The organism is Prevotella sp. C561, assembly GCF_000224595.1.
Classification (GTDB): Bacteria; Bacteroidota; Bacteroidia; order Bacteroidales; family Bacteroidaceae; genus Prevotella; species Prevotella jejuni.
In genome coordinates this window covers 52,441-65,867 of the sequence record NZ_JH114139.1, presented here as the reverse complement: position 1 = coordinate 65,867, position 13,427 = coordinate 52,441, and the positions used below count along the sequence as shown (strand labels likewise).

Here is a 13,427-nt window from a genome sequence, read left to right as displayed (position 1 = left end):
AACAGCTAATTAATGCTCTTAGACAGAATGACATAAAGACATATTTTATCTTGTTACTCTCTAATGTTCTTAGAGAGAATGACATAATGAACAGCTTTCTAATGCTCTTAGACAGAATGACATAAAGACATATTTTATCTTGTTACTCTCTAATGTTCTTAGAGAGAATGACATAATGAACAGCTTTCTAATGTTCTTAGAGAGAATGACATAAAGACATATTTTATCTTGTTACTCTCCCCCGTTCCTTTGTTACTCTGTCTCCTCTTACCCTGTGCCTCTGTTATTCTGTCTCTTCTTACTCTGTCTCCTCTTACCCTGTTCCCTACATTTTATTCTATCTTGGATAATAGTCATGAAGGCATGGAAGTCTTATTGGGAGTCTTACCGATGTGTAAAAATAGTTAAATAAACGCTTCTTAAAAAGAGAACTTATATAGAATAATGGTATTAGTAATCAATTAGTTACGATGATTGATGGGGCTTTAATATGTTTAAGCAAAATTTGTTTATTTATGTGACTTTTATTAACTTTGCACCCGATTTTAGGATAATGATACGGTATTATTAACATATTAAGTCATATCTTTAGTATGCGTTTATAAGTAAAAGCCACTGTAAACGACATAAAGTAACCTGATAAAACGATATTTAAAACGAAATGTAATTATAAGAAAATGAAACTGAACGAAGAAAAAAAGGTTTATGTTGAGCCACAGATTGTGATGTTTGCCTTGGCTGGGGATTGCCCAATCTTGGCTGGTAGTCCTCCTGTTAAAACAACTCCAACGGTAGTTGACCCTGATGTGGACGATGATGATACAAAACTCATACCAGAGAATTAATTAGGAGATGTAGTCTATTTAAATGTAAAAAACAAAACAAATTATCAATTCATGAAGTTTAACAATATTCGCAAGTGCAATGCTGGACGCAAATCAACAGCAGCACTCACATTTGCATGTCTTAGTGGACTGACTATCTTGGGATTAGCAGCCTGCTCAGACAATGAACTTGATTCTACAAATGTTGGGCAGGATGGCACTGCCGTAAGATTTCAGGTAACTACTGCCGACAAGCAAGCGCAGCAGGCAGCAAAGGCTAACCCTAACTTTGCAATGACTCGTGCTGGTTATGCAGAGCAGCTACAGACACAGGGATTGACACCTGAAGACCTTGCAACACGCAAGATTGAAATCCCAGGAAACAGTGAGTATTGCCTTATAGAGAGTACGGTCGCTGGTATTGACGATGATTTTACAAACGATAATGCAGTGGCTACACGTGCTAAGATTACCACAACCGCTACGCTGGGGAAGTTCTCTGCCATTGCTTATCGTGGTAGTTCTGCAACAGGCATCAGCACCACTCCTTGGTTCTACAATGCTGAGGTAAATGCTAATGGTACACTCGCAACGACTCAACTTTGGTCATGGAGCGAGCCATACGCACGTTTCTATGCTGTTTATCCACAGGTAACAACATCATACAGTAAGCTAACATTATCTCCATCAACAAACACTTCAACTCCATACGTAAACATTGAGGTTGAACCAGGTGTACAGGATCAGAAGGACTTGATGACTGCTTGTACTGGTACAACACCTATTCATTATAACACATTGGGTACAGCACCTGCTGTTCCTTTGCAGTTCCAGCACGCAATGACCGCTATCCGCTTCAAGATTGGCGACCGCTTGTCAGGTACTCATAAGATTACAAAGATTGAGATTGTTGGTGCAAAGAGCAAGGGTAAGTTCACTTTGCCTTCATCAGTACAGCTTACTACTGGTGCATCTTTCAACAGTGCATGGACTGATGTTAGCACTCCTGCAACCTTCACACTCGATGATATCAGCGTAAACACATCTGGTCATGTCAACGAGACTATCGTTGGTAAGGATGGTGATAGCTTCACATTCTACATGATTCCACAAACGTTGTCATCAGATGTCAAGGTTAAGGTTTACTTTGACAATCAGACTTCTCCAGCTATCGTAGCACCATTCACTGGTACTTGGAAGGCTGGTACAACAAAGACATACGCATTGTCACAGTCTGCTAATAACCTCAAATACACATTCACAGCAACACCAGCTACAGTCGCTACAAGCGATGATGGTGCAACAACAACATATCAGGTTACATCTTATGTGAATGACGACTCACAGCAACGACCAGTAAAATGGAAGGTCGTTGGTTACGATACTGATGGCGACGGAAAATTCTTGGACGCGAAACCAGATTGGTTGCGTAGCCTTGACGGTGAAGGTGGTTCTGGTACAAACATTACAGAGACACACACTGCAACATTCAATGCTAACGAGCGTAACCTATTGGAGGAGCGTAACAAGGCTATGCAGGATAAAAAAGTTACTCCAAACTATAACCTTTCTAACTCTACAGGTGCTTCAGCAATACAGAACACCGCAAACTGTTACGTAATCGATGCTCCTGGTACATACCGTATTCCATTGGTTTATGGTAATGCAATTAAGAATGGTTCTGACAATACTTCAGCTTATAAGACAACTGTAACTGGTGGTTTTGTACCTGGTTTTACAGAGGAACTTACACTGGATAACTTTGTTGATCACAACGACCACAAGATTACTTCACCATATATCAATGAACAAAATGCTGCGAGACCAGCAACACAAGCTGAAGTTATCTGGTCGGATGTAGCTGGTGTTGTAACTAATGAAAAAGTAACAGGTAGCGGACAGAGTTCTTTCCTTGAGTTTACTGTTAACAAGAATCAGTTGGTTAATGGTAATGCTGTCATCGCAGTTAAGAATGCATCAGGTACTGTTATGTGGTCATGGCACTTATGGTTTACACCTAAGAGCTCACTTGACAAGATTGCAATGACCAGTGATGGACAGACTTATAATTTCACAAGTGACAACCTTGGTTGGAAATACACCAGCTGGTGGGGTGGCACAAAGGACCGTACTGTAGTTGTAAAGCTTGAACAACAAGCAGAGGTCGGTACTAAGAAAGAGGCAACTGTCACACTTACACAGAAGAAGGGTAAGGACGAGCGCATTGGTTATGGTAACCTCTATCAGTGGGGACGTAAGGACCCTATGCCTGGAACTGACGACCTTCACCCTGCTGGCTACTCATTCAATGGCAGCGGATATGTAACTGTCGGTAAGGAAGAGTCTGAGTATAATAAACCAGAAAATAAAGCCCGTATGGAAGCACGAACCATCGGTCTGAGTATTCAGAAACCAGGTGAAATGTTACCAAAAGTTGGTGGCGGTAAACTCAGCTGGTTCTACAAACAGTATATCAACTTATGGTCTACTGATAACAATAAGTTCGATGGTTCTGTACGTGACGGCAAGAAGACTATCTACGACCCATCACCAGTAGGCTTCAAAGTTCCGGATGCATACGCATTCGAGGGATTCAGCCTGACAGGTGCAGAGTGGAATAACGGATATACATTTATTGCAAACAACAATAAGGATATCTACTTCCAGGCTGGTGGTACACGTGTGGGTGTTGACATGCCCCATCTGTCTTTAACAGCTGGTTCTTTAACAGGTAATGGTACTACTGGTTATTACTGGCAGTCTGTTCCAACGCTTAAAGAGCATGGTAAACCTGGTTATGGTTTACGTACATCACTAACGAATGGTTCAATAAACACATTTTTCCCTCCTGCAAATGACACCGCTAACGACTATGGTTCTTATGCTAATGCATACGGCGTACGCCCAGTAGCAGAGTAAACATAACTTTTCATTATTATATAATTACGGCCTCTCAGACGCGAGTTTGGGAGGCTGTTTTGTGTTGTATGGTGTAGGGGAGGTTATTGGCTTTTTAGAAGTTGCTGTCATTTCTGTCATGTTTTGTGGGCATGTAAGTAGTTTGTAGTCAACGAGATCAGGGTAAATGTTAAATGTGACAGCAAAGAAAAATAAAACTAAATTAGGGGTTGAGGAGAAGGAAAGAGGGATCGTTCTATCCGTCCTGTCCGTCTTAGCAAATAGAGCCGTCCTCACAAAATCAAGCCGTTCTATCCGTTATGTCCATCTTAGCAAATAGAACCATCCTCACAAAATCAAGCCGTTCTATCCGTTATGTCCATCTTAGCAAATAGAACCATCCTCACAAAATCAAGCCGTCTTAGCAAACTTATCAAATGGAGCAATCATCGTAATTCGAGCAATTTGTGTAATTCGTAGTCAAGTGTTATTTTATCTTGTTACTCCCTTCTGTTCCTCTGTTACCCTGTCTCCTCTTATCCTGTCCCTGCTTGGTTATTCTGTCTATAGGATAGTGTTAACTATTCGCAAAGTGAATAAAAAACATAATAATAGTGTTTATTATTGTTAAACTATTGATATAAATTAAGTGTTATAGCTGTATAAAGTGTTATCTTTGTAATAACAAAGCTACAGAAAAAACCGTAAGCGCATGAGTAGTCATGGATAACTTTTGAACAATACCTATTTAGTATAGGGAATACCTCTAATTTAAGGGACACCGTAAAGAGAATGAGAACTACACTGATATGTATATAAGATGAAATGCTAATATATATTAAGGTGGAGTTCTAATATATATAACATGGAGTCCTTATATATATAAGGTGGATCTCTACAATGTGAGAGCCCTTCATGGTGAGGGGAGCTTTTAGTGGAGGAGGGAAGCCCTGAAGATATAGATAGGTTTACCTAAGTCAGAATAAGATTATCAACAAATATATAAAATAACTAATGAGAAAAGGAAAGATTCTACCAGTAAGTGTTTTCCTATCTTGCTGCTCTTTGACCGCTTTTGCCAGCAGTCATGTCACTTCGGCTGACAACATTGGCAAGAACGTAATCATTGCAGCTACCAAGGCCAATGCCGCAAAGGTAATGGGGACACAGCAATCAAGTGGTGACGTGAAGGTTACCGGAACAATCGTTGACAACACCGGAGAGCCTGTCATTGGTGCTACTATCCGCGTAAAGGATTCGCAGAATGGTACAACCACCGACCTCGATGGTAAGTTTGAGATTATGACCCATAAGGGTGCTACCCTTATCATCAGCTATATCGGTATGAACACCGAGGAGGTGAAGGTAACTGGTGATGCACCATTGAACATCACTTTGAAGGCTGAGGCTCATCAGATTGAGGAGGTTGTGGTAACCGCTTTGGGTATCAAGCGTTCAGAGAAGGCGTTGAGCTATAACGTTCAGAAGGTAGGCGGTGAGAACCTCACAACGGTTAAGAACCCTAACTTCATGAATTCACTCTCTGGTAAGGTAGCTGGTGTGAACATCAATGCTTCTTCTGCTGGTATGGGTGGTGCAGCCCGCGTTGTGATGCGTGGTCCTAAGTCTATTACCCGTAGCAATCAGGCTTTGTATGTAATCGACGGTGTGCCAATCAACAACACCAGTCAGGGTGAGATTTCAGGTGGTGCGTTCAGTTCACAGCCAGGTTCAGAAGGTATTGCCGATATCAACCCAGAGGATATCGAGTCAATCAGCGTCCTCAGTGGTCCTGCTGCTGCTGCCCTCTATGGTTCAGCTGCTGCGCAGGGTGTCATCATGATTACCACGAAGAAAGGTAAGGAGGGTAAGGTAAGCGTGACAGTAAGTAACAGTTCACAGTTTGCTAACCCATTTATCATGCCAGAGTTCCAGAACTCATACGTAAACCGTGCTGGCGAGGTGAAGTCATGGGGTGCAAAGACTCCATCAGTCTATGGAAACTATGAGCCAAAGGACTTCTTCAATACTGGTACGAACATTCAGAACAACGTAGCTCTGACAGCAGGTACAGACAAGAACCAGACCTATATCTCAGTAGGTACAACCAATGCAAAGGGTATCATTCCTAACAACAGCTACGACCGTTACAACTTTGCATTCCGCAATACGACAACATTCTTACATGACAGAATGACCTTTGACTTCAACTTCAACTATATCAAAGAGCACGATAAGAACTTGACAGCACAGGGTCAGTATTTCAACCCATTGACCGCTGTTTATCTCTTCCCACGTGGTGAGAGCTTCGATGCCGTTCGTACTTACGAGCTTTATGATGCAGCCAGAGGTATCAATGTCCAGAACTGGAACTTCGGTGATGCGTTGAGTATGCAGAACCCATACTGGGTAGCCAACCGTATGGTTCGTTCAAACAATCGTAGCCGTTACATGGTTAGTGCAAGTCTTAAGTATAAGATCTTCGATTGGATGGACGTTGTGGGTCGTCTGCGTTGGGACGATGCTAACACAAAACAGCAGGACAAGCGTTACGCAACAACGACTAATCTCTTCGCACACTCAAACTATGGCTTCTATGGATATGATAAGGTGAACGACCGTTCACTCTATGGTGACTTGATGTTTAATATCAACAAGACATTAAACGATTTCTCAGTATCAGCCAACCTCGGTGGTTCGTTCACACGCCATAAGTATAATGTAACAGGATTCCAAGGCGGTTTGAAGGCACCATCTAACCTGTTCACTCCAAACGCAATCGACTACGGTACGGCAACAGCCGACAACCGTCCTATCTTTACCGACAATGCTCACAAGGTGAACTCACTCTTTGCTAACGTCGAGTTAGGCTGGCGCAGTATGCTGTTTATGACCGTAACAGGTCGTAACGATTGGGACTCAGCTTTGGACGGTACCGACAACGTATCATTCTTCTACCCATCAGTAGGTATGTCAGCAGTCATCTCTCAGATGGCAAAGCTCCCATCATGGATAAGCTACATGAAGGTTCGTGGCTCATGGGCATCAGTAGGTTCAGCTATTTCTCCAAACATCACCTCACCATGGCGTTATCAGTATAACCCAGCGTCAGGTACTTATAGCACCGTAACTTATAAGTTCCCATCCAACTTCCGACCAGAGCGTACGAACTCTTGGGAGGCAGGTTTGACAACACGTTTCTTCAATAACGCATTGACCTTAGACGTCACACTCTATCAGTCAAACACTCGCAACCAGACCTTCCTTCGTCCTATCACAGGCGGTCAGGGCTTCTCTTCAGAGTATGTACAGACGGGTAACGTAAGAAACCGTGGTATTGAGCTCTCATTAGGTTACGGCCATTCATGGGGCGACTTTGCATGGAACACCAGCTTCACTTACAGTGCTAACCGCAACAAGATTGTTGAGTTGCTCGACGATCCAAACGAGGTTATCAACCAAGGTGGTTTGAGTGGTGCTAACATCATCCTTAAGAAGGGTGGTACGATGGGCGACCTCTATATGACCAGCGACTTTAAGCGCGACGCAGAAGGCAACATCGCTGTAAAAGACGGATCCGTATCACAGGTGAACCTCTCTAATCCATCTTATCGTGGTTCAGTACTTCCAAAGGGTAACATCGGTTTCTCTAACGACTTCTCTTGGAAGGGAATCAACTTCGGCTTCGTTGTTACCGCACGTTTTGGTGGTATCGTAATGTCACAGACACAGGCGTTGATGGACGCTTACGGTGTGTCTAAGGCATCTGCTGACGCTCGCGACAAGGGCGGTATCGCAGTAAACAATGGTTTGGTATCAGCCGAGAAATACTATGCTGTAGTAGGTGGTGAGAACCCAATCTGGTCAGAGTATATCTACAGTGCAACCAACGCACGTATCCAAGAGGCACACCTCGCTTACACCTTCCCACGTCGAATGTTAGGCGGTATGGAGCTGACACTTGGTTTGACAGCCAACAACCTCCTCATGCTTTACAACAAGGCACCATTCGATCCAGAGGCAACAGCATCAACAGGTACCTACTATCAGGGCTTTGACTACCTCATGCAGCCAAGCCTTCGTTCACTTGGTTTCAATGTGAAGCTTAAATTCTAAACATTTAACCACTCATTTAATCGAAATATAAATGAAAAAGATTAATATATATAAAGCTGTCACAGCTTGTACATTCGCAAGTGTGCTGCTATGCTCAATGTCGTCTTGTACAGACGGATTCCAAGAGGCAAACCGTCCTGGAACGGGTGCTTCTCTCGAAGACTTGTCACGCGACAACTATCAAACCTCATCTTTCCTCGTACAGATGGAGAACGAGGCTTTCCCTGAGCAGGAGAATGCTTACCAGATGAACCAAGACCTTATCGGTAACTACTTAGGCCGTTACATGACATACGCTAACAATGGTTTTGCTGAGAAGAACTTTGCTCGTCTCAATGCACCTAATGGTTGGGTACGCTATCCGTTCAAGGATTCTATGCCAAAGACGGTGTCTGCTTTCAAGGAGATTGCACGTGTTACAAAGAGCGAAGGACCAGTTTATGCTTGGGCTTTGATACTCCGTGCACAGTCGTTCATGCGTCTTACAGATATGTACGGACCACTCCCTATCGGTGCTGACGCTACTGATGGCAATGCTTACTCATCACAGGAGGATGTTTACAAGAGTCTTATTGCCGACCTCAACAAGGCAACAGACATCATCAAACCATTGGTTGCTGCCAACGAGAATATGACTATCGCTGATGGTCATGACAAGGTCTATCAAGGTAAGATGGCTAAGTGGTTGAAGTATGCGAACTCTTTGAAACTCCGTATTGCTATCCGCATCCGCTATGTTGAGCCAACATTGGCTAAGCAATTAGGTGAGCAGGCAGTACAGGACGGCGTCATCACAAGCAACGATGACAACTGCGCTATAGCTTACACACCAAACGGACAGTATAAGACATCCGTAGAGTGGGGAGATAGCCGTGCTTGTGCCGACCTTGAGAGCTACCTCACAGGTTACAACGACCCACGTCTGACAAAGTTCTTTAAGCCAACAGAAGAGGCTGGCAGCCGTTCTATTATCGGCTGTCGTGCCGCTGCAAAGATTGGTAATAAGACCACTGCGGGTAAGGCTTACTCTGCTGCTAACATCAAGATAGACAGCAAGGGCGTATGGCTCACTGCTTCTGAGATGGCTTTCTGTCGTGCAGAAGGTGTGTTGGCAGGATGGAGTAATATGGGTGGTACCGCTAAGAGCCTCTATGAAGAGGGTGTGAAACTCTCCTTCGAACAGTGGGGTGCTGGCGATGCAACGACCTACTTGGCCAATAACACATTAACTGAGGCAAACTATGTCGACCCAATCAGCGACTATGGTGGGAATGTTAATGCTGTCAGCAATATCACTATCAAGTGGGACGACTCAGCTACTGACGAGCAGAAGATGGAGCGTCTGATTACCCAGAAGTGGATTGCAATGTTCCCTAACGGACAGGAAGGCTGGAGCGAAATCCGTCGTACAGGCTATCCAAAGGTATTCCCTCTGGCACAGTCAACAGACTACAGCATCCAAGTTGCCAATCGTATCCCATTTGATATTGATGAGGCTACCAATAACAAGGCTAACTATATCAAGGCTGTTCAGATGTTGAAGGGCAATGACGACTATGCAACCAAGATGTGGTGGCAGCGTTAATACGTTATCTATTATACAATAAACATTCGATAAAAATGAAGAATTTAATAAAGATATTCTTGCTTTCAGCCTGCGCTGCAACGGCTTTCACTGCCTGCAGCGATTGGACTGAAACTGAGGCTAAGGACGGAGCTGACCTTACTCACTCAAATAAGTCGGAGGCTTACTATGCGCAACTCCGTAACTATAAGAAGACTGACCACTCTGTAGCTTTCGGTTGGTTTGGCAACTGGACAGGCTCTGGTGTTACCCACGAGAACTCTTTGGCGGGTCTTCCTGATAGTACTGATTTCGTTTCTCTATGGGGTAACTGGAAAAACCCTTCTGAGGCGATGCTGAAAGACTTGCGTTTTGTTCAGAAGACTAAGGGTACGAAGGTGCTCATCAGCTGCCTTGTTTTCGATATTGGCGACCAGATTACTCCTACCAAGACAGACTCTACCCTCACATGGAAAGAGTGGCGTCATAAGTTCTGGGGATGGGGCAACGATGAGGCTTCACAGATTGCTGCTACTGAGAAATATGCAAATGCTATCTGCGATACCATCGCTAAGTATGGCTATGACGGTTTCGACCTCGATGCTGAACCTTCATACGCTCAGCCTTTCCAAACCGATAAGGAGCTTTGGCAGAACGCTAAGGTGATGGAGGCTTTTGTAAAGACAATGGGCAAGCGCATCGGTCCTAAGTCGGGTACTGATAAGATGTTCGTTATCGATGGTGAGCCTGACGCTATGGCTGCTGAGTATGGCGAATACTTCAATTACTTCATCCTTCAGGCATATAGCTCTTCTGGTAACAGTGATCTGAACAGTCGCTTTGCTACACAGGCTACTCACTTCCAACAGTATCTCACTCCGGAGCAGGTGGCTAAGAAGCTCATCGTCTGCGAGAACTTTGAGAACTATGCTGGTAAGGGTGGTGTAAACTTCTGGTTAGACAATGGTCAGGCTGTTCCTTCACTCTTAGGTATGGCCTACTGGAACCCAGTTTACAATAACGTAACCTACCGTAAGGGTGGTGTAGGAACCTATCACATGGAGTACGAATATAACGTGTCTGGAAAGACTGGCAACTATCCTTTCTTGCGTAAGGCTATTCAGATTATGAACCCATCAATCCAATAATCAAGACATTCAAATTATGAAATACAATATTTCTAAGCTTTTCGTCGGAGCTGTGGCTATGGCCTCTCTGACACTGCTGGGCGCATGTAACAATGCTGAATATTCGCCTCTTTCTAATCAGGCGTATATCGCACAGACCAATACTAACGGCAATTCAAGCCAGAATATTACTATCGGTACGTCGGCTGTCACTTCTTCTGTGAACGTGCGTCTGTCCGACCCTGCTACACAGGACTATACTTTCGAGATTGTAGCTGACACAACAGCTCTGGCTGAATACAACCAGCGTAACGAGACTTCTTACAAGGCGCTGCCTGCTAATCTCTACTCTCTCTCTTCTAATGAGGTGACGATTGAGAATGGTAAGTCGGTCTCTTCTGAGGTGACACTGACAATCAACCCATTGACACAGGCACTGAAGGACAGCGGTCTGAAATATGCTGTTGCCCTCCGTCTGAAGAGTAAAGATGGTAAGTATGACGTCTTGAACTCTGGTAGTACTATGGTTTACGTCCTCGATCAGGTTGTTTATCAGGCTGTGCCAATCGTTAACTCTACGCATAACATCCACTTCGCAATGCGTCAGACCTATAACCTTTCACAGTGGACTGTCGAGATGAACGTGAACATCAGTAAGCTCGGTACGGCACTTGGCGAACTTAACAACCAGACGCTCTTCGGTGCATGGGGTAACGATGGTGGTGAGATTTATACTCGTTTCGGTGATGCTCCTATCGAGGGTAACCGTCTGCAGATTAAGACGCAAGGTACGCAGATGAACAGTAAGAAGCTCTTCAACGAGAACCAGTGGTATCACCTCGCATTCGTTTGCACAGGTACAAAACTCTACCTCTATGTTAACGGTGTGCTTGATAACTCTATGGACCTCCCTGGTAAGACAACTAACCTCAGCAACACCTTTAACTTCGGTAACACAGACTACCTCAAGGCAAACGTGAAGGTGAGTGAGTTACGCTTCTGGACAGTGGCTCGTACACAGGCTCAGATTGCTAATAACATGTATGCTTGTGACGCTAAGAGCACCGACTTGGAGGCTTACTGGAAGCTCAACGAGGGTCAGGGCGATACCTTCAAGGACGCTACTGGTCATAACAACACAGGTAAGTGTGTCGCTGTTCCTACTTGGGAGCAGAACGTAAGAATTGATGGTAAATAAGTCAAAAGGAAACTCAAATATGAAAATAAACGTATTCAAGTCAGTGTTGGCAGCCTCTTTGGTTGCTGCCACACTGGCATCTTGTCAGAGCGAGCCAGAAGTTGGTAGCACGCTCTACCCTACTGCAGAAGAAAACTACTCTGCTAAGGCATATCTCTACACTGGTAGCAGTGAGGGCAACAAGCTGTCACTTGCAGGTGAGAAGTCGGCAACAGCTGTTACCTTGACAGGTGATAACGCACAGTTCTACGTAAGACTGTCTTCTCCATCTGAGAAGGATGTTACTGTTACATTGGCTGCTACATCTGACGGTGTTGAGGCTAACAGTAGCGAAGAGGTGATGAGCACTGACGCAATCCGTCTTAACAAGACATCTGTTACCATCGCAAAGGGACAGCTGACCTCTGAACCCATCACTGTTAAGTTGGTCAATGGCGATGCACTCAAGAATCTGACAATGTTGAAGAACGGTGTGACATCTGTTGTTATGAAGAGTGTTGATGGAGCTGAAACAGCAAAGACAAGTACTAAGGTGGTTGTAGCAACTAACTTCACCTTCGATAATATCAATGCATCTGGTACGCTCAATGCAGACAAGCAGATTGCCTTGAACGAATATCAGATGTCAACTACACTCAGCAGTTCTAATGCAGCAAAGTTGAATGATGGCGATAACAACACCTATGTGTATTCATATACCTATTATGAACCAGAGTTTACAATGGCATTCAATAGCACAAAGGAACTGATTGGTGTTGGTATCCTTTGCAACTACACAAGCTACGGATATGGTGTGAAGAAGGTGGCTGTAGCTACCAGCTTAGACGGTAAGACATGGACAAACATGGGTACTGCCACTGCAGCCTCAACCTATGATGATGATACTCCATTCCCAATTGTATTTAATACTCCAGTAACATGTAAGTTTGTTAAGCTGACAATCCTCCAGAGCTTTGACACAAGCGAGAACCCACGTTTCTTGATTGGTGAGATTGGTGCTTACGAGTATCTTGATTGGAACTTATGATTAAGCGTTAACTTCTATCCGCTCATAGTAGCGCATACAGCTTTAGCCTCCGAAGTATTCATTACTTCGGAGGCTTTTTTGTAGTCCATAATTCAACCATAATTCACAATCTTTTCTCCATTCATCAGTCATTATTCATTATTATGTTTATTACTATTAGCTGTGGTTTATCGCTGCAAGCAACTGGTTAACTTGTCCACTCGTAACTCGTCAACTGCCCAATCTAATTACTACTATTAGCAGTGATTTTTCGTCGCAATCAACTGGTTAACTGGTTAACTTGTCCACTCGTTTACTCTAAACACCCTGTTCTCCTGTTACCTTGTCTTTTATTTCCTTTGTCTTCAATCAACTGGTTCCCTTGTCCACTCGTTACCTATCTCCTCTAAAAACTCTGTTCTCCTGTTACTTTGTCTTCTATTTCCCCTGTCTACAATCAACTGCTTCTCTTGTCCACTCGTTACCTGTCTCCTCTAAAGCTCCTGTTCTCCTGTTACTTTGTCTTCTATTTCCCCTGTCTTCAATCAACTGGTTCCCTTGTCCACTTGTTAGCTGTCTCCTCTAAAGCCTCCGTTCTCCTGTTACCTTGTCTTCTATTTCCCCTGTCTACAATCAACTGGTTCCCTTGTCCACTTGTTACCTGTCTCCTCTAAAGCCCCCGTTCTCCTGTTAC

The 13,427-nt window shown here is 44.0% G+C and carries 7 protein-coding genes; all 7 read left to right on the top strand.

What is annotated here, in order from left to right; genetic code table 11:
- The first annotated feature begins 677 nt into the window (after positions 1-677).
- The 7 genes from HMPREF0666_RS17570 to HMPREF0666_RS00170 all read left to right on the top strand — a co-directional run bounded on the left by HMPREF0666_RS17570 (position 678) and on the right by HMPREF0666_RS00170 (position 12,754).
- Positions 678-845 carry a hypothetical protein gene (locus tag HMPREF0666_RS17570; RefSeq protein WP_009010236.1) on the top strand — a complete coding sequence of 56 codons (168 nt, stop codon included), beginning with the start codon at positions 678-680 and terminating at the stop codon, positions 843-845.
- Positions 846-896: 51 nt separating this feature from the next.
- Positions 897-3,743: a fimbrillin family protein gene (locus HMPREF0666_RS00195; protein ID WP_009010235.1), complete on the top strand. Its 2,847-nt coding sequence runs from the start codon at positions 897-899 to the stop codon at positions 3,741-3,743.
- Positions 3,744-4,736: 993 nt separating this feature from the next.
- On the top strand, positions 4,737-7,838 hold the full coding sequence (locus HMPREF0666_RS00190; protein WP_009010234.1) for a SusC/RagA family TonB-linked outer membrane protein: 3,102 nt from the start codon (positions 4,737-4,739) through the stop codon (positions 7,836-7,838).
- Between the two features lie 31 nt (positions 7,839-7,869).
- A complete protein-coding gene (locus HMPREF0666_RS00185; RefSeq protein WP_009010233.1) occupies positions 7,870-9,423 on the top strand; it encodes a RagB/SusD family nutrient uptake outer membrane protein in 1,554 nt (517 codons plus the stop codon).
- Between the two features lie 35 nt (positions 9,424-9,458).
- On the top strand, positions 9,459-10,550 hold the full coding sequence (locus HMPREF0666_RS00180) for a glycoside hydrolase family 18 (protein WP_009010232.1): 1,092 nt from the start codon (positions 9,459-9,461) through the stop codon (positions 10,548-10,550).
- Between the two features lie 16 nt (positions 10,551-10,566).
- Positions 10,567-11,727 (top strand): DUF1735 and LamG domain-containing protein, encoded by a 1,161-nt coding sequence (locus HMPREF0666_RS00175; protein ID WP_009010231.1) that lies wholly within the window; start codon positions 10,567-10,569, stop codon positions 11,725-11,727.
- A 19-nt stretch (positions 11,728-11,746) separates the two neighbouring features.
- A complete protein-coding gene (locus tag HMPREF0666_RS00170; RefSeq protein ID WP_009010230.1) occupies positions 11,747-12,754 on the top strand; it encodes a discoidin domain-containing protein in 1,008 nt (335 codons plus the stop codon).
- The last annotated feature ends 673 nt before the right edge of the window (positions 12,755-13,427 follow it).